Origin of the sequence: Nocardia sp. NPDC057353 (assembly GCF_042667085.1) — a bacterium.
Taxonomy (GTDB): domain Bacteria; phylum Actinomycetota; class Actinomycetes; order Mycobacteriales; family Mycobacteriaceae; genus Nocardia.
Genome location: NZ_JBHVAK010000005.1, coordinates 72001 through 92188, shown reverse-complemented (window position 1 = coordinate 92188; position 20188 = coordinate 72001). Strand labels below are relative to the sequence as shown.

Annotated in this window: 25 protein-coding genes; 18 read left to right on the top strand and 7 right to left on the bottom strand. The window is 70.7% G+C overall.

The window, feature by feature from the left end; genetic code table 11:
• Positions 1-25 precede the first annotated feature (25 nt).
• Positions 26-1048, top strand: a complete 1023-nt coding sequence (locus tag ACFUUZ_RS04245) for an alpha/beta hydrolase (RefSeq protein ID WP_378692415.1) — start codon at positions 26-28, stop codon at positions 1046-1048.
• A gap of 47 nt (positions 1049-1095) precedes the next feature.
• On the opposite strand, the gene ACFUUZ_RS04240 is transcribed toward ACFUUZ_RS04245, so the two are convergent.
• Complete coding sequence (locus ACFUUZ_RS04240; RefSeq protein ID WP_378692395.1) at positions 1096-1650, bottom strand: TetR/AcrR family transcriptional regulator; 555 nt, start codon at positions 1648-1650, stop codon at positions 1096-1098.
• A gap of 106 nt (positions 1651-1756) precedes the next feature.
• Between ACFUUZ_RS04240 and ACFUUZ_RS04235 the strand changes: the two genes are divergently transcribed.
• Positions 1757-2674 carry an SDR family NAD(P)-dependent oxidoreductase gene (locus tag ACFUUZ_RS04235; RefSeq protein ID WP_378692394.1) on the top strand — a complete coding sequence of 306 codons (918 nt, stop codon included), beginning with the start codon at positions 1757-1759 and terminating at the stop codon, positions 2672-2674.
• Positions 2675-2755: 81 nt separating this feature from the next.
• On the opposite strand, the gene ACFUUZ_RS04230 is transcribed toward ACFUUZ_RS04235, so the two are convergent.
• Positions 2756-3565 (bottom strand): enoyl-CoA hydratase, encoded by an 810-nt coding sequence (locus ACFUUZ_RS04230; RefSeq protein ID WP_378692392.1) that lies wholly within the window; start codon positions 3563-3565, stop codon positions 2756-2758.
• Between the two features lie 132 nt (positions 3566-3697).
• Between ACFUUZ_RS04230 and ACFUUZ_RS04225 the strand changes: the two genes are divergently transcribed.
• Complete coding sequence (locus tag ACFUUZ_RS04225; RefSeq protein WP_378692390.1) at positions 3698-4939, top strand: TetR/AcrR family transcriptional regulator; 1242 nt, start codon at positions 3698-3700, stop codon at positions 4937-4939.
• A gap of 3 nt (positions 4940-4942) precedes the next feature.
• Here ACFUUZ_RS04225 and ACFUUZ_RS04220 read toward each other — a convergent pair whose 3' ends face one another.
• Positions 4943-6469, bottom strand: coding sequence for an aldehyde dehydrogenase family protein (locus ACFUUZ_RS04220; protein ID WP_378692388.1), 1527 nt, complete (start codon positions 6467-6469; stop codon positions 4943-4945).
• A gap of 317 nt (positions 6470-6786) precedes the next feature.
• Between ACFUUZ_RS04220 and ACFUUZ_RS04215 the strand changes: the two genes are divergently transcribed.
• From ACFUUZ_RS04215 to ACFUUZ_RS04205, 3 genes are read left to right on the top strand one after another with little or no spacing between them, the layout of a single operon-like run.
• Complete coding sequence (locus ACFUUZ_RS04215) at positions 6787-7794, top strand: ATP-binding cassette domain-containing protein (protein WP_378692386.1); 1008 nt, start codon at positions 6787-6789, stop codon at positions 7792-7794.
• The gene (locus ACFUUZ_RS04210) at positions 7791-8600 is read left to right on the top strand and encodes an ABC transporter permease (protein WP_378692384.1); all 810 of its coding nucleotides are present in this window, start codon (positions 7791-7793) and stop codon (positions 8598-8600) included. The genes ACFUUZ_RS04215 and ACFUUZ_RS04210 overlap by 4 nt, the downstream gene beginning before the upstream one ends.
• The gene (locus ACFUUZ_RS04205) at positions 8597-9451 is read left to right on the top strand and encodes an ABC transporter permease (RefSeq protein ID WP_378692382.1); all 855 of its coding nucleotides are present in this window, start codon (positions 8597-8599) and stop codon (positions 9449-9451) included. The genes ACFUUZ_RS04210 and ACFUUZ_RS04205 overlap by 4 nt, the downstream gene beginning before the upstream one ends.
• A gap of 12 nt (positions 9452-9463) precedes the next feature.
• On the opposite strand, the gene ACFUUZ_RS04200 is transcribed toward ACFUUZ_RS04205, so the two are convergent.
• From ACFUUZ_RS04200 to ACFUUZ_RS04190, 3 genes are all read right to left on the bottom strand, one after another.
• Positions 9464-10639, bottom strand: a complete 1176-nt coding sequence (locus tag ACFUUZ_RS04200; protein ID WP_378692380.1) for a lycopene cyclase family protein — start codon at positions 10637-10639, stop codon at positions 9464-9466.
• Between the two features lie 90 nt (positions 10640-10729).
• Entirely contained in the window at positions 10730-11206 is a 477-nt protein-coding gene (locus ACFUUZ_RS04195; protein ID WP_378692378.1) for a hotdog fold domain-containing protein, read from the bottom strand.
• Positions 11207-11216: 10 nt separating this feature from the next.
• On the bottom strand, positions 11217-11852 hold the full coding sequence (locus ACFUUZ_RS04190; RefSeq protein ID WP_378692376.1) for a hypothetical protein: 636 nt from the start codon (positions 11850-11852) through the stop codon (positions 11217-11219).
• 393 nt (positions 11853-12245) lie between these two features.
• On the opposite strand from ACFUUZ_RS04190, the gene rpsJ reads away from it, so the two are divergent.
• The 12 genes from rpsJ (at position 12246) to ACFUUZ_RS04130 (ending at position 18045) form a co-directional block, all read left to right on the top strand.
• Positions 12246-12551, top strand: a complete 306-nt coding sequence (rpsJ, locus tag ACFUUZ_RS04185) for a 30S ribosomal protein S10 (protein ID WP_003938093.1) — start codon at positions 12246-12248, stop codon at positions 12549-12551.
• Between the two features lie 14 nt (positions 12552-12565).
• Positions 12566-13231, top strand: coding sequence for a 50S ribosomal protein L3 (gene rplC / locus ACFUUZ_RS04180; RefSeq protein ID WP_378692374.1), 666 nt, complete (start codon positions 12566-12568; stop codon positions 13229-13231).
• Positions 13228-13911: a 50S ribosomal protein L4 gene (gene rplD / locus ACFUUZ_RS04175; protein ID WP_378692372.1), complete on the top strand. Its 684-nt coding sequence runs from the start codon at positions 13228-13230 to the stop codon at positions 13909-13911. The genes rplC and rplD overlap by 4 nt, the downstream gene beginning before the upstream one ends.
• A complete protein-coding gene (gene rplW, locus ACFUUZ_RS04170; protein WP_040686547.1) occupies positions 13908-14213 on the top strand; it encodes a 50S ribosomal protein L23 in 306 nt (101 codons plus the stop codon). Before rplD ends, rplW begins: the two co-directional genes overlap by 4 nt.
• Positions 14214-14246: 33 nt before the next feature.
• The gene (rplB, locus tag ACFUUZ_RS04165; protein ID WP_067646953.1) at positions 14247-15083 is read left to right on the top strand and encodes a 50S ribosomal protein L2; all 837 of its coding nucleotides are present in this window, start codon (positions 14247-14249) and stop codon (positions 15081-15083) included.
• Between the two features lie 14 nt (positions 15084-15097).
• On the top strand, positions 15098-15379 hold the full coding sequence (gene rpsS, locus ACFUUZ_RS04160; RefSeq protein WP_067646950.1) for a 30S ribosomal protein S19: 282 nt from the start codon (positions 15098-15100) through the stop codon (positions 15377-15379).
• Entirely contained in the window at positions 15376-15777 is a 402-nt protein-coding gene (gene rplV / locus ACFUUZ_RS04155) for a 50S ribosomal protein L22 (protein ID WP_378692370.1), read from the top strand. The genes rpsS and rplV overlap by 4 nt, the downstream gene beginning before the upstream one ends.
• Positions 15778-16578 carry a 30S ribosomal protein S3 gene (gene rpsC, locus ACFUUZ_RS04150; RefSeq protein WP_378692368.1) on the top strand — a complete coding sequence of 267 codons (801 nt, stop codon included), beginning with the start codon at positions 15778-15780 and terminating at the stop codon, positions 16576-16578. It abuts the gene before it with no gap.
• Between the two features lie 3 nt (positions 16579-16581).
• The gene (rplP, locus tag ACFUUZ_RS04145; protein WP_378692366.1) at positions 16582-16998 is read left to right on the top strand and encodes a 50S ribosomal protein L16; all 417 of its coding nucleotides are present in this window, start codon (positions 16582-16584) and stop codon (positions 16996-16998) included.
• Complete coding sequence (gene rpmC, locus ACFUUZ_RS04140) at positions 16998-17237, top strand: 50S ribosomal protein L29 (protein ID WP_378614269.1); 240 nt, start codon at positions 16998-17000, stop codon at positions 17235-17237. The genes rplP and rpmC overlap by 1 nt, the downstream gene beginning before the upstream one ends.
• Positions 17234-17509, top strand: a complete 276-nt coding sequence (rpsQ, locus tag ACFUUZ_RS04135; RefSeq protein WP_378692364.1) for a 30S ribosomal protein S17 — start codon at positions 17234-17236, stop codon at positions 17507-17509. The genes rpmC and rpsQ overlap by 4 nt, the downstream gene beginning before the upstream one ends.
• A gap of 140 nt (positions 17510-17649) precedes the next feature.
• On the top strand, positions 17650-18045 hold the full coding sequence (locus ACFUUZ_RS04130; RefSeq protein WP_378692362.1) for a hypothetical protein: 396 nt from the start codon (positions 17650-17652) through the stop codon (positions 18043-18045).
• On the opposite strand, the gene ACFUUZ_RS04125 is transcribed toward ACFUUZ_RS04130, so the two are convergent.
• Positions 18042-20132, bottom strand: a complete 2091-nt coding sequence (locus tag ACFUUZ_RS04125) for a hypothetical protein (protein ID WP_378692360.1) — start codon at positions 20130-20132, stop codon at positions 18042-18044. The two genes, ACFUUZ_RS04130 and ACFUUZ_RS04125, sit on opposite strands and share 4 nt — an antisense overlap.
• Between the last annotated feature and the right edge of the window lie 56 nt (positions 20133-20188).

Below are 20188 nucleotides of genomic sequence, written 5' to 3'. Positions count from 1 at the left end.
GCGCCGCGGTACCCGCGCGGCCGTGATGATCGCGACGACGGCGGTGCTCGGTGGCCTGCTGTCCGGTCTCGGCACCTCGACGGCGGCGGCCGACCCGATCATGGACCAGAAGGCGCTGCTCGGTAACCCGGTCGCGCCGAACGGCTCGAAGATCGTCAAGGCGGAGTACAAGGATGCCCGCAGCCTGCGGCTGCACGTGTACTCCGCGGCCATGGACGAGAACATCCTGATCGATGTGCAGCGCCCCGCGGACACCTCGGAGCCGCGTCCGACGCTCTACCTGCTCAACGGCGCGGGCGGCGGCGAGGACGACGCCTCCTGGCAGGCCAAGACCGACGCGCTCGAGTTCCTCTCGGACAAGAACGTGAACGTCATCCAGCCCATCGGCGGCAAGTGGAGCTACTACACCGACTGGATCGCCGACGACCCGGTGCTCGGTCGCAACAAGTGGAAGACCTTCTTCACCGAGGAGCTGCCCCCGCTGGTCGACGGCGCGCTCGGCACCAACGGCGACAACGCCATCGCGGGGCTCTCCACCTCGGGCACCACCGTGCTCGCGCTGCCGATCGCCAAGCCCGGGCTGTACAAGGCGGCCGCCGCCTACAGCGGCTGCGCCATGACCAGTGACCCGGTCGGCTCGGAGTTCGTGCGGCTCACCGTCGAGGTATGGGGCGGCGGCGACACCGACAACATGTGGGGCCCGGAGGGCAGCCCGGAGTGGGCCGCCAACGACCCGTACGTGAACGCCGAGAAGCTGCGCGGCACCGAGCTCTACATCTCCACCGGCAGCGGCCTGCCCGGCAGGCACGACACCCTGGACGGCCCGTACGCCCTGCCCGGCTCCTCCGGGCTGGCCAACCAGCTCGTGGTCGGCGGCGTCATCGAGGCGGGCACCAACTACTGCACCCACAACCTGGCGACCAAGCTGAAGGACCTGGACATCCCGGCCACGGTCAACTTCCGCCCGGACGGCACCCACTCCTGGGGCTACTGGCGCGATGAGCTCCCCGCGTCCTGGCCGACCCTGGCCCGCGGCCTCGGGCTGTAGCAGTACTCCGGTGAACGCCCCGGCCGCAGCGGCGGCCGGGGCGTTCGCTATTCCGGGAGCAGGAAGGCCAGCGCCGCCTCCAGCGCGGCGTCGGCGTACTCCGCGGTGAGCCCGCCGAGCCCGAGCGCCCAGCGCATCTGCACCGGCCCGAGCAGCAGGTCCACCGCCAACTCGGTATCGGCTCCCGGCGGCAGCGCGCCCGCCAGCCGGGCGGCGACGGCGGCGCGCTGGGGGAGCAGCAGCCGCTCGCGGTACTCCCGCGCCAGCGCAGGGTCCTGCTGGATCTCCACGTACATGGCGCGCAGGAAGCCGTCCGCGACCGGGTCGGTGAGCGCCGCGACCGCGCCGCGCAGCAGCGGGCGCAGGTCGGCGCGGAGGTCGCCGGTGTCGGGCAGCTCCGCGGGGGCGTCGCGCTCCAGCATGGCGTCCAGCACCACCGCGCCCCTGGAGGGCCACCAGCGGTAGATGGTCTGCTTGCCGACGCCCGCGCGCGCCGCGATGGCCTCGACGGTGAGCTTCGGGTACGGGAGCTCGGCGATCAGCTCGCCGGTGGCGGTGAGGATCGCGGTGCGGGCGCGTTCGCTGCGCCGGGACTCGTTCACCGCGCCAGCTTACAACGAGACGATACGTCTCGTCTTGACGGACGGTATGCGGTTCGGCATGCTTTGACGAGACGAGACGTAGCGTCTCGCTAAAGAGAGGGAGAACATGACGCGAACCTGGTTCATCACCGGCGCCAACCGCGGCCTCGGCCGCGCCTTCACCGAGGCGGCGCTGGGCGCGGGGGATCGCGTCGTCGCCACCGCCCGCGATCCGCGCACCATGCCGATCGAGCACGAGCGGCTGATCGCCCTGCCGCTCGACGTCCGGGACCGGGCGGCGGTGGTGGCGGCAGCCGCGGCCGCCGTCGAGCAGGCGGGCCACATCGACATCGTGGTCAACAACGCCGGCTACGGCCTGGTCGGCGCGGTCGAGGAGCTGTCGGAGGAGCAGCTGCGAGATCAGCTGGAGGTCAACTTCTTCGGCGCGCTCTGGGTCTCCCAGGCGTTCGCGCCGCACCTGCGCGAACGCGGCAGCGGGCACCTCGTGCAGATTTCCACGGTCGGCGCGGCGGGCAGCCTCCCGCTCTTCGGCGCGTACAACGCGAGCAAGTGGGCGCTGGAGGGCTTCAGCGCCGCGCTCGCCGACGAACTGCGCCCCTTCGGGGTCCATGTCACCCTGGCCCAGCTCGGCGGCTTCGCCACCGACTGGGCGGGCTCCAGCATGCGCTTCGGCACCGCCGTCCCGGCCTACGACGCCTGCCGCACCGGCATTTTCGGCACACCCACCTATCCCGGCGGTGCGGCACCGGTCCATGCCGACGCGCAGGCCGCGGCGGGCCGCGGCGCGAGCGCGGCGAATCCGCTCGAATCGGCAACCGGTTCCGGCTCCGAGCCGTCAGCCGAATACTCGGACGCCGCACCGGAACTCGCCGCCCGTGCCCTGCTCGAGCTCGTCGCCGAGCCGAGCCCCCCGCTGCGCCGGATCATCGGTCCCGGCGCCAGGGAAATGGTCACCGCAGCGCTCGACCAGCGCCGCGCCGACTATGCCCGCGACCCCGCATTCCGCTGGCCCACGGGGGAGTGAGGCGCACCGCGGACGCGCTCCCAGCGCCGGGCGAATCGCGTCCCCGACCTCGCCGCCCGCGACCGACCGCGACGTCCGACGTCAGTCGGCGAAGACCGGCTTCCGCTTGGTGAGCATCGCCGTCGCGCCCTCGACGAAGTCGGGCGACTGCAGCAGCTCGATCTGCCCGCTCTTCTCCGCCGCCAGCGTGGCGTCCAGCGCGGTCAGCGTGGCGGCGTTCAGCGCCTGCTTGGTGAGCTCGAGCGCCCGCCGCGGCCCGGCGGCGACCTTCGCGGCCGCGGCCTCGACCACCGCGTCCAGCTCGGCGTCGGCGACGACCGCGGTGAAGAGCCCGGCCGCGTGCGCCTCGGCGGCGGGCAGCCGCTCGCCGAGCAGCGCCAGCTTGGCCGCGAGCGGACGGCCCGCGGCGGCGGCGACCAGCGCGGCCGCGCCGCCGTCCGGCATCAGCCCGATATTGATGAAGGCGAGCAGCAGGTAGGAATCCTCGCTCGCGTAGACCAGGTCGGCGGCGAGCGCGATCCCGACCCCGACCCCCGCCGCGGCGCCCCGCACCCGCACGATCACCGGCACCGGCGCGTCGACGATCGAGCGCACCAGCCGGTTCGCGGCGTCCATCACGTGGTCCGGGGTGATCCCGCGCTGCGCCTCGGAGCCCGAGGCCGAGAGGTCGGCGCCGGTGCAGAAGTCGCCGCCCTCGCCGGTCAGCACGATGGCGCGCACCGAACGGTCATCGGCGGCGGCCAGGAAGGTGTCCCCGAGCGCGACCATGGTGTCGTAGTCGATCGCGTTCTTGCGCTTGGGCTTCGTGATCGTGACGCGCAGGATCTTGCCGTCGCGCACGGCCGAGAATCCGGCCGGAGCCGCCGTCTCGACGGAATCGGGGTTGCTCATGTCGGTCTCCTGGTAGGAAGTTCAGCGGGCGCCGTGCGATGAATGATGGTTAACTTTGCGAATTGTGGTTAACTTAGGTTGACTGGTCCGGCGCTGTCAACAGACGGCGTGCCGGAGGGAACGGAGAGGTGTATGGTCGCGGATCGCAGCGAGGCCGGTCTCGCCACCGCGCGGCCCGATTCCGGCCAGCCGGTGCGCCGCCGCCCGAAGGACCGCAAGGTCCAGATCATCCGCGCCGCCGCCCGCGCCTTCAGCGAGCGCGGCTACTACCCGGTCGGGGTCGACGAGATCGCGGCCGAGGTCGGCATCTCCGGGCCCGCGCTCTACCGGCACTTCACGAACAAGTACGCGCTGCTGGTCGCGGCCGCCGAGGAGGGCGCGCGCGCCCTGCTGGAGGTGGCCCGCGCCGCCGACGATCCCGCCGCCGACCCGCCGGAACGGCTGGACAAGCTGATCCGCGCCATCGCCGAGCACACCATCGAGATCCGCCGCGAGGCCGGGCTGTACCGCTGGGAGCGGCGCTACCTGGAGCGCGACGACCGGGTCCGGATCCGGCGCATCTACGACGACCTGAACGCCACCCTCGCCGCGCCGATCGGCGCCCTGCGCCCGGCGGCCACCGAGGCCGACGTCGCCATGCTCTCCGCCTCGGTGCTCAGCGTGGTCGCCAGCATCTCCGCGCACCGCACCGCGCTCTCCGGCACCAGGCTGCTCCCGCTGCTCACCGGGATGTGCTGGGCGGTGCTGCGCGCGGAGCTGCCGCCCGCCCCCGATCAGCCCGATCCCGGCCCCGCCGTGCGCGGCCTCCCGGTGACCTCGAAACGCGAACAGCTGCTCACCGAGGCGATCCGGATCTTCGGCAGGCAGGGCTACCACGAGGCCAGCATCGAGGAGATCGGCGCCGCCGTCGGGATCAACGCCTCCAGCGTCTACCGCTACTTCAGCAGCAAGGCCGACCTGCTCGCCGCCGCCTTCTACCGCACCGGCGACCGGGTCGCCATCGCGCTCACCGAGGCGCTGGCCGAGGCCACCGACCGCCCGGACGCGGTGCGCCGGATCGCCGAGCGCTACGCCAGGCTCACCTTCACCATGCCGGAGATCATGCCGGTCTACTACGCCGAGTTCAGCAACCTGCCGCAGGCCGAGCAGCACAAACTGCGCGCCATCCAGCGGCAGAACGTGCTGGAGTGGGCGAACCTGCTCGACGGCGACCCGATCGAGGCCAGGTTCCGGGTGCACACCGCGCTCGGCCAGGTGATCGACGTCGGCAGGCTGATCCGCTTCGACAGCCGCCCCGAGCAGCTGGCCCGGGTGCACGCGCTCATGCTCGCGGTGCTGCTCGGCGGGCGGGGAGCACCGCCCGCCGCGTCCTGAGCCTCAGCCCAGGCGGCCGTGCCGCAGCCGGAACATGACCCTGGCCGCGCGCAGGTGCCGCCGGTGCCGGTGGAAAGTGGAGAGATTCACCTGCGCCCGGTAGCGCTTGCGCGCGATCGCCAGCGTCCGGCTGAACTCCTGCAACCCCTGCACGCCGTGGCTGTGCCCCTGCCCGTACTCGCCGACCCCGCCGAACGGCAGCGCCGGAATCCCCGCGTACGCCGATGACGAGTTGATCGTCACCACCCCGACCCGCAGCTTCTCCGCGAAGGCCGCCACCTCGGCCACGTCCCTGGCGAAGACCGAGACCGCGATGCCGTTGCTCGCCGCGTTGATCCGCTCCGCCGCCTCCTCGATATCGGCCACCCGGTTCACGATGAGGACCGGGCCGACGCCCTCGCCGGTCACCGCGGTGCTGTCCTCCGGCACCTCGGTGAGCACGATCGGCTCGATGTAGGGCTCCCGGATCGAGTCCAGCCCACCCACCACCGCGCGGCCGCCCCGGGTCAGCGCGTCCCGCACCTGGGCGCGCACCACCTCGATCTGCGGCTCCAGGATCATCGGGCCGTAGGAGGCGCGCCGGTCGGCGCCGGGCCGCAGCGCGCGGGCCTGCTCGGCGACCAGGTCCAGGAACGGCTCGTAGATCGAGGCGGGCACGTAGGCGCGCTGGATGCCGGTGACGTTCTGCCCGGCGTTCGACATGGCCCCGAAGACCGCGGCCTCGGCGGCGTCCCGGAGCCGGGCGTCGACGTGCACCACCATCGAGCCCTTGCCGCTGCGCTCGACCACCACCGGGGTCATCGAGCGGGAGCACTCCGCGATCACCGCGCGGGCGCCCGCCTCGGAACCCGCGTAGGCGATCTTGTCCACCCCGGCCCGGCAGAGCGCGATGCCGGTGCGGTCGTCGCCGGTGATCGCCTGCAGCACCGGCTGCTCCGGCGCCACCTCGGCCCAGCTCTCGGCCAGCCAGACGCCGACGCCGGTGGTCAGCTCGTGCGGTTTGAACACCACCGCGTTCCCCGCCGCCATGGCGTAGGCGATCGAGCCCATCGGGGTGAAGACCGGGTTGTTCCAGGCCCCCAGCACCCCTACCACGCCGAGCGGCAGGTACCCGACCGAGGCGTGCTGGTTGCGGCTCAGCCAGGTGGAGCGCAGATTTCGGCGGCCGAGCGCCCGCGCGGCATTGCGCGCCGCCCAGTCCAGGTTCTGCACCGCGAGCATGACCTCGATCGTGGCATCGGCCGCAGGCTTGCCGGTCTCGGCGCTGAGCAGCTCGACGAGCTCGCCCGCGCGCCGGGCGATCAGCCGCTTCCAGGCCAGCAGGATCCGTTTTCGGGCGGTGAAGGTCATTCCCGCCCACCACTTCTCGGCGCGCCGCGCGGCGCGCACCGCCTGCTCGACCTCCCGTGCGCCCATGATCGCGTAGTCGCCGACGGTCTCGTCGGTGCGCGGATCGCGGATGGTCACGGTGTGCGGTCGGTCCGGTCCTCCCGGGAGCGCCGCCACCGTCGGCTGCGCGGACTCGGCCATGGTCACCCTTTCGAAATCGGTGTGCCCACCCTGCTACCGGCGATTCCGGCCCCCGAACAGCAGGGTATGCGGGTGATGCGGTGGCGGACAAGGACGTCCGCACCCCGGCCGGGCAGCGCCGCCGGTGTGACCGGCACCGCAACCCTGACCTGTGATGAATACCACAGTTGAATCGTGCACGATTGGGTACCGGTCGACCGCGCGTGATCGGGAAAGGCTGCCGGTAACATCGCGCCCGACGCGGAGGATCATCAGCCCGGGACGTTCTCGTTCCCGCAGGCGCGAGCCCGCCGCACCCCGCCGATAGTGGAGAGTTGATGCCGAGTCCGAATGCAGTGGAGGCGCCCGTGCGCGAAACGACTTCCCCCGGGGTCCGCGAGGCCGCGGTCTCGGTGACGGACGTTCGGAAGTCCTTCGGCGATGTCCACGCCCTCCAGGGCATCGGCTTCCAGGCCGAACGCGGCAAGGTGCTCGGCATTCTCGGCCCGAACGGCGCGGGCAAGACCACCACCGTGAAGATCCTGGCCACCCTGCTGCGCCCGGACTCCGGCACCGCGATCGTCGCGGGCCACGACGTGCTGCGCGACCCGGCGGGGGTGCGCCGCGCGATCATGATGACCGGCCAGTACGCCGCGCTCGACGAGAACCTCTCCGGCCGGGAGAACCTGGAGCTCTTCGGCAGGCTCATGGGGCTGACCAAATCCGCCGCCCGCAAGCGCGCGGACAGCCTGCTGGAGGAGTTCGACCTGGTGAGCGCGGGCCGCCGCGCCGTGCGGCACTACTCCGGCGGCATGCGCAGGCGGGTCGACATCGCCTGCGGCCTCGTCGTCCGCCCCGAGGTGGTCTTCCTGGACGAGCCGACCACCGGCCTCGACCCGCGCAGCCGCCAGGGCGTCTGGGAGCTGGTCACCGCGCTCAAGGAGCAGGGCATCACCGTGCTGCTGACCACGCAGTACCTGGAGGAGGCCGACGTCCTCAGCGACAACATCATCGTGATCGACCACGGCACCGTGATCGCCGAGGGCACCGCCGACCAGCTCAAGGAGCGCACCGGCGGCAGCTGGTGCGAGATCGTCCCGCTCGACCCCAAGCGCCTCGACTTCGCCGTCGCCGCGCTCGGCGACCTGGTCCCGCAGGCCGTCCGCGACGACTCGGCGGGCCACGACCGGCTCTCCATCCCGGCCCCCGGCGGCGCGAGCACGCTCGCCGAGGCGGTGCGCAGGCTGGACGCCGCTGGCATCCAGCTCGCCGACATCGCGCTGCGCCGCCCCTCGCTGGACGACGTCTTCCTGAGCATCACCGGCCACTCCGGCGGGACGCCGTGACCGCGACCGCCGCGCCGAGCGCCGCGCTCTTCGCCGAGCTGCCCGAGGCCAAGCCGAACTCGTTCGCGCAGTGGCGCGCGCTCACCGGCCGGGTCATCTGGGTGATGGCGACCAAGGGCGAGCTGATCGTCGCCATGCTCACCCCGCTGGTCTTCACGCTCGGCTTCTACCTGCCGCTGCGCTACGTCATGCAGTTCCAGGGCATCGACTACGCGCAGTTCGTCATGCCGATCATCGTGCTGCAGACCATGGCCTTCACCATGATGTCCAATGCCCAGCTGGCGGCGTTCGAGGCGCTCACCGGGTTGAGCACCAGGATGCAGAGCATGCCGATCGGCAAGCTGGTCCCGCTCACCTCGCGGATCTGCGCCGGGGTCGTGCGCTCCACCTGCTCGCTGACGGCGGCGCTGGTCTTCGGGCACCTGATCGGCTTCCGGTTCAGCGCGGGCTGGGGGCAGGCGGTGCTGTTCTGCGTCTTCTCGCTCGCGGTCGGCACCATGCTCGCCATCGGCGCGGACGCGCTCGGCAGCCTGACCAAGAGCCCGGAGTCGCTGAGCCAGGCGCTCACCCTGCCCACCATCATCTTCGGCATGCTCTCCTGCGGCTTCGTGCCGGAGACGAGCTTCCCGGAGTGGATCCGGCCCTTCGTGCGCAACCAGCCGATCTCGCAGTTCTCCTTCGCGTTGCGCGACATGGCGGCGGACGGCGTCACCTGGGACGTCCTGCTGCCGCCGCTGCTCTGGCTGGTCGGCGGGTTCGTCGCCTTCATCCCGTTGGCGATCTGGGCGAGTGTGAGGCGGTCATGAGTACGGTCGAGAAGGTCGAGCGGGAGATCACCTGGCAGGGCAGCCCGCTGCCGGAGACCAGCCCCGCCGCGGAGAACTCGGTGCGCAGCTGGGCCGCGCACAGCCTGCTGCAGTGCAAGCGGCTGCTCCTGGTCTGGGCCCGCGACCCGGGCACCACCATCCAGACCCTGGTCTACCCGGCGCTCACCCTGCTCATGTTCAAGGTGGTGCTCGGCGACTCCATCACCCGCGCCACCGGCATGCCGAGCATCTACGGCCAGGTCGCCATGCTCACCCTGATCGCGGCCATGACCGGCTCGGTGGTGAGCGCGCTCGGCTTCAAGGCGGAGAAGGCCACCGGGCTGCTCGGTCGGTTCTGGACCATGCCGGTGCACCGCGCCGCCGGGCTCACCGGCAGGCTGCTCGCCGAGGCGCTGCGGGTGCTGGTGACCACGCTCTTCGTCATCGGCGTCGGGCTCACCATCGGCTTCCGCTTCGAACAGGGCCCGCTCGCCGCGCTCGGGCTGATCGGCATCCCGGTGCTCTTCGGCATGGGCTTCGCGGTCCTGGTGACCGCGCTCGCCACCATCTCCGAGGGCGTCATGCTGGTGAACATCATCGGCATCGTCAACACCCTGCTGATGTTCTTCAACTCCGGCTTCGTCCCGGTCTTCGCCTACCCGACCTGGCTGCAGAGCACGGTGGAGAACCAGCCCATGAGCTGCGCCATCGAAGCCATGCGCGGCCTCTCCTACGGTGGCCCGGTAGCCGAGCCGCTGCTCAAGACGGTCCTCTGGACCGTCGCCCTGATCGCCGTCTTCGCCTACCCCGCGGTGCGCGGCTACCAGCGGGCCGCCGAAACCGGCCGCTGAACCGATGGCGCGTCAGCCCTCCCGGACCCGTTCGGGAGGGCTGAACTCGTAGTCCAGCCAACGGTTTCGGTTGGTCCAACCGACCAGGTCGTAGCGCCAGCGGAACGGCCAGGTGTGCGCGACGGTGTCGAAGAGGACGGCGCCGAGGGCGGTGTAGTCGTCGTGCGCGGAGAGCAGGGCGCGCTGCCCGCGTTCGTCCTGGGTGAAGAAAGATTCGAACATGGCGATCGATTGGTCGGTGGTCAACCGCCCCAGCCCCCAGAGCCCGCGCTCGCGCATCCAGTAGACGAGCCGCGCCCGCCAGGGCCAGAGCGCGGCGACCGGGTCGGACCCGCGGCGCACCGCCTCGATCGCGGTGTCGACGAGCGCGAGCGAATCGGCCACGCTGTACCCGGTGCAGGGGTGCATCATCCCGCCCCTGGAGCCGAACGGAACCGCCTGCGCCGCACCGCGCTTCGGCGGCGGCTGGTCCAGCGGGTAGTGCGCGGCCTCGCTCGGCTCGTCGCCGGTGAGCCGGATCCCGTGCGCGGCCAGCCGGTTCAGCGTGCGGCGGCGCAGCTCGTGCTGCGGCATTCCGCCGCGCAGCCCGAGGCTGGTCTCCTCGAAGATCACCGTGCCGTCGCCGAGCGGGACGGCGTAGAGGAAGGAGGGCGGCTCGTCCGGCCCGGCGCCGTTCTCCGGGCGCCAGTCCAGCAGCAGCCCCTCGCCCTCGGCCACCATGGGCGCCGCGACCTCGGCGTCGACGAAGATGCCGTGCGCGCTGGCCGCCCGACGCCTGCCGAGCGTCGGCAGCCCGCGGCAGTCGAAGACCGTGCCCGCCCGCACCACCGTGCCGTCACCCAGCGTCACCTTGTGGGCGGCCACGGAGACAGCCCGCCCCGCGAGCACCGTCGCCCCGTCCAGCGGCAGCGCGTCCCGCAGCCCCGGCTTGGAGAGCACGCAGTACGGCCGCTCGATCCGGTGCTCGGCCGCGGTCCACACCGTCGGCGCCGCGATACGCGAGGCGATCACCTCGCCGGGCAGCCACTCCGGCAGTTCGTCGACCCAGCAGGAGAAGGTGGGCGGCCAGAGCCGCTCCGGCCGCGGATCGATCGCCGCCACCCGGAGCCCCGCCGCGACCGCGCGATGCGCGAGCGCCCGGCCGGTCGGCCCGAGCCCGACCACGCAGATGTCGACCTCGCTGTCCATACCTGGCATTCAACCGGCGCGCGGCGACCCGGACAATATGGGCTCGGTCATGGTGTCCGATCAGCCGCTCCGGCCGGTGCCCTCGGCCGGCTACCGCGGGGTGACCCACGTCGTGATGTCGGCGTGCACCACCTCGACCCCGTTCGCGTCGTAGATCGAGACCGGCACCACGACCTCCGCCCCCTCGGTGATCGCCGCGAAGTCCGGTATCTCCGCCAGCTCGGCGACCGCGCGCAGCCCGGTCTCCGCCTTGGCCAGGTACTCGACCCGCATCGCCTTGGGAATCCAGCGGTGCGTCGTCGGCACCGTCGCCTCGCTCAGCATCCCCATCGCCACCTCGGCCAGGTTGCAGGCGGCGATGGCGTGGAAGGTGCCGATGTGATTGCGGATCCCGAACCACTTCGGCGACGTCACCTCGCACACCCCCGGTGCCAGCCGCACCACCGTCGGCAGCACGGTGCCGAAGTACGGCACCCGCGCCACCATCCCCAGCGAGAACAGCGCGTGCCCGAGCCGGTTGTCCGGGAGCTTCTTCCACCCGCGGTAGGTGGTGGTCAGGTTGGTCATGCGCGGTATCTTACTGCTCGGTAAGTTGAGTGATGCCCCGGTTCGACTCCTGCCCGGTCAGGGCGCGACGGGAGTGCTCCAGCTCGCGCAGGCGCTCGTCGAAGTCGACGCGGGCGGGCGGCGCGATGCCGACCTCCGCCCGGAGGGAGTGCCGCAGCGTCCGGGTGGCACTGCCGACCTCCAGGTAGAGGTAGGTCTCGAGCACGGCGATGCGCTCCGTTGCGCCGGGCTCCACGTCGAGCGCCGCGCGATATGCCGCGTCGATGCAGCGACTGACCTCCGACGTCACCGACAGCGCGCGGTCGGAGAGCACCATCTGCGCCTGCGCGAAGCTCTTCCGGAACTCCTCCCACGCCGCGTCCAGCTTCGCCTGGTCCGCCTGCCCCTCGGCCCGATCCGCCAGGTAGCGCCGCGCCGCCGCGCGGAAGTAGTGGGCGGAGGTGCTCAGCTCGGCGTAGAGCGAACGCTTTTCGTCGAGCGCGTCCTTGCCCGCGGCCTCGCGCCGCTCCTCGGCGCGCAGCCGCGACTGGAACTCCGCGTCGAGCCGCCGGGTCCGCAGGGCGAAGAACTGGGCCGCGATCGCACCCCCCAGCGTTCCCCCCGCGGTGATCGCGGCCACCGCCACATTCGTCAGATCCATCCCCATGGAGCGACCCTATCCGGGGCGATTTGAAGTCGCTCCCGCCCCTCGTGCATACTGTTCGGGTTGCCTTGCACCGGGTCGTGCCCTCGTGGCGCCCCGGGTGAGGCGAGCAGAACCTCGTGCATCTCATCGGGAGACCGGTGCGGGTGCGTCCGGGACGTCGTTCCGAGGCCGTGATGAGTTTTCGATCCGGGGCCGAAGAATGAGCGGAATGGCGACACGCCCGACCGCGTGGACCGGAGAACCATGACAGATGAACAGCGGCGAGTGACCGGGAGTTGTCCGGTCGTGGTCTCTCTCTGAGGCGTCTTCGTGTGTTCGGGCTGTGCAAATCGAGGTGGAGCGGAAGCCCAGCTTCTGTAGCCACGAAGGAAAGCGGAGAAAAGGACACTTAGCGTGGCGGGACAAAAGATCCGCATCAGGCTGAAGGCCTATGACCACGAGGCGATCGACGCGTCCGCGCGCAAGATCGTCGAGACGGTGACCCGCACCGGGGCCCGCGTGGTCGGCCCGGTGCCGTTGCCGACCGAGAAGAACGTGTACTGCGTCATTCGTTCGCCGCACAAGTACAAGGACTCGCGCGAGCACTTCGAGATGCGTACGCACAAGCGTCTGATCGACATCCTCGACCCGACGCCGAAGACGGTCGACGCGCTCATGCGCATCGACCTGCCGGCCAGCGTCGACGTCAACATCCAGTGACGGGGACCGCAGACATGACTGACAACAAGAACCGGCCCGCCGCGGGCATCCTCGGCACCAAGCTCGGCATGACGCAGGTCTTCGACGAGAAGAACCGCGTCGTCCCGGTGACCGTCGTCAAGGCGGGCCCGAACGTCGTGACCCAGATCCGCACGGTCGAGCGCGACGGCTACAGCGCCGTCCAGGTCGCCTTCGGCGCCATCGACCCGCGCAAGGTGAACAAGCCGACCTCCGGCCAGTTCGCGAAGGCCGGGGTCACCCCGCGCCGCCACGTCGTGGAGATCCGCGTCGCCGATGCCTCCACCTTCGAGGTGGGCCAGGAGATCAGCGCCGAGGTCTTCGAAGAGGGCAGCTACGTCGACGTCACCGGCACCAGCAAGGGCAAGGGCTTCGCGGGCACCATGAAGCGGCACGGCTTCGCAGGCCAGGGCGCCTCGCACGGCGCCCAGGCGGTGCACCGGCGCCCCGGCTCGATCGGTGGCTGCGCCACCCCGGGCCGCGTCTTCAAGGGCATGCGGATGTCGGGCCGGATGGGCAACGACCGCGTGACCACCCAGAACCTCTCGGTGCACAAGGTGGACGCGGAGAACGGCCTGCTGCTGATCAAGGGCGCGATCCCGGGTCGCAAGGGCGGCGTCGTGATCGTCAAGAGTGCCGTGAAGGGTGGTGCGCACGCATGAGCGTGGACACTGAGAAGAAGCCCGCCGCGAACCTCACGCTGGACGTGAAGGAGCTCGGCGGCAAGACCAACGGGACCGTGGATCTCCCCGCCGAGATCTTCGACGTCCCCGCCAACATCCCGCTGATGCACCAGGTGGTGAACGCCCAGCTCGCGGCGGCCCGCCAGGGCACGCACGCCACCAAGACCCGCGGCGAGGTCCGCGGCGGTGGCAAGAAGCCGTACCGGCAGAAGGGCACCGGCCGCGCCCGTCAGGGCTCGACCCGCGCGCCGCAGTTCGCCGGTGGCGGTGTGGTGCACGGCCCGCAGCCGCGCGACTACAGCCAGCGCACCCCGAAGAAGATGAAGGCCGCCGCCCTGCGCAGCGCCCTCTCCGACCGGGCGCGCAACGAGCGCATCCACGTGATCACCGAGCTGGTGTCCGGGCAGGCCCCGTCCACCAAGACCGCGAAGACCTTCCTCGCCGAGCTCTCGGAGCGGAAGAAGTTCCTGGTCGTCGTCGGTCGCGAGGACGTCGCCGCGTGGAAGAGCGTGGCGAACCTGCAGAACGTGCTGCCGATCGCCCCCGACCAGCTGAACACCTACGACGTGCTGAACAGCGACGACGTGGTGTTCTCGGTCGAGGCACTCAACGCCTTCGTTCACGGTCCGGCTGAGTCGGCCCAGGAGGAGAGCAAGTGACCACCATCGCCGACCCCCGCGACATCCTGCTGGCGCCGGTCATCTCGGAGAAGTCCTACGGCCTGATCGAAGAGGGCACCTACACCTTCATCGTGCACCCGGACTCCAACAAGACGCAGATCAAGATCGCGGTCGAGAAGGTCTTCGGCGTCAAGGTGACCAGCGTCAACACCGCCAACCGTCAGGGCAAGCGCAAGCGGACCCGCTTCGGTTACGGCAAGCGCAAGGACACCAAGCGTGCGCTCGTGACCATCTCGGCCGACAGCAAGCCCATCGAGATCTTCGGAGGCCCGGTCGCGTAAGCGGGCGGGAATCCAGAAAGCAGAGAAGAACTCATGGCTATTCGCAAGTACAAGCCGACCACCCCGGGTCGCCGCGGCTCCTCGGTCTCGGATTTCGCCGAGATCACCCGCTCGACCCCGGAGAAGTCGCTGCTGCGCCCGCTGTCCAAGAGCGGTGGCCGCAACGCGCACGGCCGGATCACCACCCGGCACCGCGGCGGCGGCCACAAGCGCGCCTACCGCGTGATCGATTTCCGTCGCCTGGACAAGGACGGGATCCCCGCCAAGGTCGCGCACATCGAGTACGACCCGAACCGGACCGCCAATATCGCCCTCCTGCACTACCGGGACGGCGAGAAGCGCTACATCATCGCCCCCAAGGGCATCGCGCAGGGCAGCCCGATCGAGTCCGGCCCGACCGCCGACATCAAGCCGGGCAACAACCTGCCGCTGCGCAGCATCCCGACCGGTACCACGATCCACGCGGTCGAGCTCCGGCCGGGCGGCGGCGCCAAGCTGGCCCGCGCGGCCGGTATGAGCATCCAGCTGCTGGGCAAGGAAGGCGCCTACGCCGTCCTGCGTATGCCCTCCGGCGAGATCCGCCGCGTCGACGTGCGCTGCCGCGCCACCATCGGCGAGGTCGGCAACGCCGAGCAGTCGAACATCAACTGGGGCAAGGCGGGCCGCATGCGCTGGAAGGGCCGCAGGCCCACGGTGCGTGGTGTCGTCATGAACCCGGTCGACCACCCGCACGGCGGTGGTGAGGGCAAGACCTCCGGTGGCCGCCACCCGGTCTCGCCGTGGGGTCAGCCGGAAGGCCGCACCCGCAAGCCGAACCGCCCGAGCGACAAGCTCATCGTCCGTCGCCGTCGCACCGGCAAGAAGCGCTAAGGAGGAGGTAAGAAATGCCACGCAGCCTCAAGAAGGGCCCGTTCGTCGACGACCACCTCCAGAACAAGGTGGACGTGCAGAACGACAAGGGCACGAAGCAGGTCATCAAGACCTGGTCGCGTCGCTCCACCATCACCCCCGATTTCATCGGCCACACCTTCGCCGTCCACGACGGCCGCAAGCACGTGCCGGTGTTCGTGTCCGAGAACATGGTCGGGCACAAGCTGGGTGAGTTCGCGCCGACCAGGACGTTCAGGAGCCACGTCAAGGACGACCGGAAGAGCAAGCGGCGATGACGAGCACCGAAACTCAGAACCAGACCGCACGGGCGACCGCGAAGTTCGTCCGGGTCACCCCGATGAAGGCGCGCCGCGTCGTGGACCTGGTCCGCGGCAAGCGGGTCGAGGACGCACTGGCGATCCTGAAGTTCGCGCCGCAGGCCGCGAGCGAGCCGGTGGCCAAGGTCGTGGCGAGCGCCGCGGCGAACGCCGAGAACAACCTCGGCCTGAACCCCGCGACGCTGGTCATCTCCACGGCCTACGTCGACGAGGGTGCCACGCTGAAGCGTTTCCAGCCGCGGGCCCAGGGCCGCGCGTTCCGGATCCGCAAGCGCACGAGCCACATCACCATCGAGGTCGAGAGCGTGCCCACCGCCGGCGCCACTCGCAGCCGCCGGAAGGGAGGGGCCAAGTAAATGGGACAGAAAATCAACCCCCATGGCTTCCGTCTCGGTATCACCACCGACTGGAAGTCCCGCTGGTACGCCGACAAGCAGTACTCGGATTACGTCAAGGAAGACGTCGCGATCCGCAAGCTGCTGGCGACCGGCATGGAGCGCGCGGGCATCTCGAAGGTCGAGATCGAGCGCACCCGTGACCGCGTCCGGGTGGACATCCACACCGCGCGTCCCGGCATCGTCATCGGCCGCCGCGGCGCCGAGGCCGACCGGATCCGCGCCGCGCTGGAGAAGCTCACCAAGAAGCAGGTGCAGCTGAACATCCTCGAGGTCAAGAACCCCGAATCGGATGCCCAGCTCGTCGCCCAGGGCGTGGCCGAGCAGCTCTCCAACCGCGTGGCGTTCCGGCGCGCGATGCGCAAGGCCATCCAGTCGGCCATGCGTTCGCCGAACGTCAAGGGCATCCGCGTGCAGTGCTCGGGCCGCCTCGGTGGCGCCGAGATGTCGCGCTCGGAGTTCTACCGCGAGGGCCGGGTGCCGCTGCACACGCTGCGCGCCGACATCGATTACGGCCTCTACGAGGCCAAGACCACCTTCGGTCGCATCGGTGTGAAGGTGTGGATCTACAAGGGCGACATCGTCGGTGGCAAGCGCGAGCTTTCCGCCGCCGCTGCCGCGCCGGAGCGTCCGCGCCGTGAGCGGCCCAGCCGCCCGCGTCGCTCCGGGTCCACCGGCACCACCGCGACCAGCACCGAGGCCGGACGTGCCGCGACCGCCACGGCGGTCGCCGACGCTCCGGCGGAAACTCAGGAGGGCTGACGCATGCTGATGCCTCGCAAGGTCAAGTTCCGCAAGCAGCACCACCCGGGCCGCAGCGGAATGGCGAAGGGCGGCACCGCCGTCACCTTCGGTGACTTCGGCATCCAGGCGCTCGAGCCAGCCTACGTCACCAACCGGCAGATCGAGTCGGCGCGTATCGCGATGACCCGCCACATCAAGCGTGGCGGCAAGATCTGGATCAACATCTACCCGGATCGCCCGCTCACCAAGAAGCCCGCCGAGACCCGCATGGGTTCCGGCAAGGGCTCGCCCGAGTGGTGGGTCGCGAACATCAAGCCCGGCCGCGTGATGTTCGAGATGAGTTTCCCCAACGAGGAGATCGCTCGCGAGGCCCTGCGCCGCGCGATGCACAAGCTCCCCATGAAGTGCAGGATCGTGACCAGGGAGGAGCAGTTCTGATGGCTACCGGAACACCGGCCGCAGAGCTCCGCGAGCTCAACGAGGACGAGCTCGTCGCCCGCCTGCGTGAGTCGAAGGAAGAGCTGTTCAACCTGCGCTTCCAGATGGCGACGGGTCAGCTCGACAACAACCGTCGCCTGCGCGTCGTCCGTCACGAGATCGCGCGCATCTACACGGTCATGCGTGAGCGCGAGCTCGGTCTGGCCACCGGACCCGCTGGCAAGGGAGATGCGGCATGAGCGATGAAGTGACGAAGGAAGAGCGCAACTCGCGCAAGGTTCGGACGGGCTACGTCGTCTCGGACAAGATGAACAAGACCATCGTCGTCGAGCTGGAGGATCGTACGCGGCACCCGCTGTACGGCAAGATCATCCGGACCACCTCCAAGGTGAAGGCGCACGACGAGAACGAGACCGCGGGCGTCGGTGACCGCGTGCAGCTGATGGAGACCCGTCCGCTGTCCGCCACCAAGCGCTGGCGTCTGGTCGAGGTGCTGGAGCGGGCCAAGTAGGTCTTGCTTTTCGCACGGTTGCAGAATGGGCCGCTTCCTTCGGGAAGCGGCCCTTTCGTTTCCCCCGGAATCGGTGGCATGGCATTTCCGCTGTCTCGTGTGAGGCTTGTTCCGTTCTGCCGGAATCGAGGAGGGGTTACATGCGTGCTTTTCTGAAGTTCGGTGCGGTCGCGGCGGTCGCCGCCGGGCTCGGTGCGGCCGGGGTGGTGGCCGGGGGTTCGGCGCAGGCGGCGCCCACCGGGTGCTCGGTGCAGCGGGGGCTGTCCGATGCGACCGGATTCTGCGTCGAGGGCGATGGGGTGCACCGGGTGGCGATCACCTGCGTCGGGATCATGTCGATCGCCATCGACCGCAATTTCGCTCTGCCGTTCCCCGGGCAGTGGTCGGAGCCGGGGCCGGTGGTCGCACCGGGGACGCCGTCCTCGGCGAGCTGCTTCGGGCAGCCGTTCGAGGCGGGGATCGTGATCGATGCCTACGCGAACTGCGGGACGCCGCATCCGCAGTGGGAGCACTACATCGACTGGCGGCGCTGCTAGCTGGTCATGGCGTAGGTGCGGCTGAGCTTGTGGGCGGCTTGCATGGCCTGGTCGACGACCGAGCGGGGGAGGCCCATCTCGGCGCCGATGCTGGCGGCGCTGCGGGAGCGGTCGGCCATTTCGAGGATTTCGGCGAGCTGTTCGACGGGGACCTTGGACCAGCCGCGGGCCACTATCGTCTTCGCGGCGGCCCAGGCGCCTGCCTCGTCGGATTCGATGACGGGGTCGTGGTTGGGGAGGGAGGCTTCGGGTTCGTTCGAGGTGAGAGCCGACGTGAGGTCCTTCGGCTCCGCCGGTACCGGTTCGCGGGACGGTTCCTGGCGGGCTTCGGCTGCCGCTTCGGTGAACGGGAGCGGTTCCTGCGTCGGGGGTTGGGTGACCGTCACCGCGCGGAGGTGGGCTCGCGGCGGGGCTACGGGACGCTGGTCCGAGTCCGCGTTGGGGCTCGTGGACGCGGTGTCGGTGGTGGGCTGCTCCGGGCGCTCGGCATCATTGCGCTTCGGCGTGGCCGGGTGCCGCGGACCGGCCTGCTCGGTCGGGTGACCAGCTGCGGTGGCGGCTGGATGCTCGACGCCGTTCCGGGCGGCGAACTGCTCAGGGGCGCCGCCCGTACGTGGTCCGGTCGTGGGAGTGCTCTGCTCGAGCTGCGGTGGTGTGGGAATGACGCCGCTCTCAGCGGCGGGAGCCGTGCTCGAGTGCGGCACCGGAGTGTTGTCCACGTCGACTGCGGACGCTGGATCGGCCTGCGTGACCGACTCGGCGCTTGTGACGGGCAGCGGTGCCTGCGCAGCGGTGGTGAGCCGTGTATCCGTAGGCGCTGCCTCCACGGGGTGCACCTCGGGCACGGAGCTCGACTGTGCAGCGTCCGGCACATAAACGGGCGCCGCCTTGGTCAGCGCAGCATTGGCCGGGGGCGCAGTGGGCATGGGCGCGGGCGCGGCGGGCGCCGCAGTGGGCATGGGCGCGACGGTCGGCTGTGCGGAGGCATCGGCGACCGCCGTGGCAGGCGGTGATGCTGCGGTCGCGCCCGGCTGGGGGTGGGACTTCGTGGCGACCTGCGGCACGTCGGCTGGGTCGCTCGGCGCGGTATCGGTCCGTGCGCCGACCGGACCGGTGGCTGCCTCGGCAGCCGTGCGATCCGGAGCACGCTCGGCCTCTCGCACTGGGCCCGCACCAGCGGTCCTGGACGCCTCGATCCCCATCTGCTCGAACTCGGCGTGCGCGCGAGCTACCAGCTCGGCGAGATCGACCTCGCCCTGCGGGGCCGGGTACCGCTCGGCGAAGGCCTGGGTACGGGCGGCGGGCGCCTCGACCATCGAGTCGATCGGCAGATCCACCGAGGCGTCGTCGATGAGCTGCGCGTACCGGGCGGCGACCCAGGAGTGCAGCCAGATCACGACCCCGACCATGATCGGCGCGATCGCGAACTCCAGCGCCTTGCCGAGCTGACCGGAGGCCAGGTGTGGCCCGGCATTCAGCCCGATGGTCGTCCCGAGCAGCGCTAGCTCGACCAGGATCACTCGCCCGCGCGGCAGCTCCCGCCCCCAGCGCGCGGCGGTGGTCGCGGCGATCATGATGACGATGATGGGGATGGAGATCATGGCTTCGATGCCGTAGCTCAACCAGTAGAGCGGATCGGACATGTCCCCGCTCGGCACCAGATTGCGCTGGACGTTCACCCCCGCCCACACCATACCGAGCACGACGACGCCGATCAGGGCTCTGGACGACCACTCGGCCCTGCGGTACAGCTGCGCGATCCTGGCATCCTGCGAGGCGACCCGTCGGCGAGCGGCCAGGGCCTTGCGGTGCCAGCGGGCGTCCGAGTCCTCGGTGCGACGCAGCGCGGCGTCGGCGCGCCGGTCCCGCTTCTCGGCGTCGAGTTCGTCCTGCATGGCCCGGCGCCGCTGGCCGCGCCGCTGCGCGCGGATCCACTCGGCCAGCTCCCGCTCGGCCGCGACCTCACCGTCGGACAGCACGTCGAGCAGGGCATTGTCGTGCTGCAGGGGCAGTTTGCCGCGTGCCGTCGCCACCTGGTGGGCGAGGGCGGCGATCTCGGCGTGCCCGGTCGGGTTCTCGTCGCGCATCGCGAGCCTTCCCGGACCGAGGCCCAGGGATAGCAGCCGCCGATCCGATGGTTCGA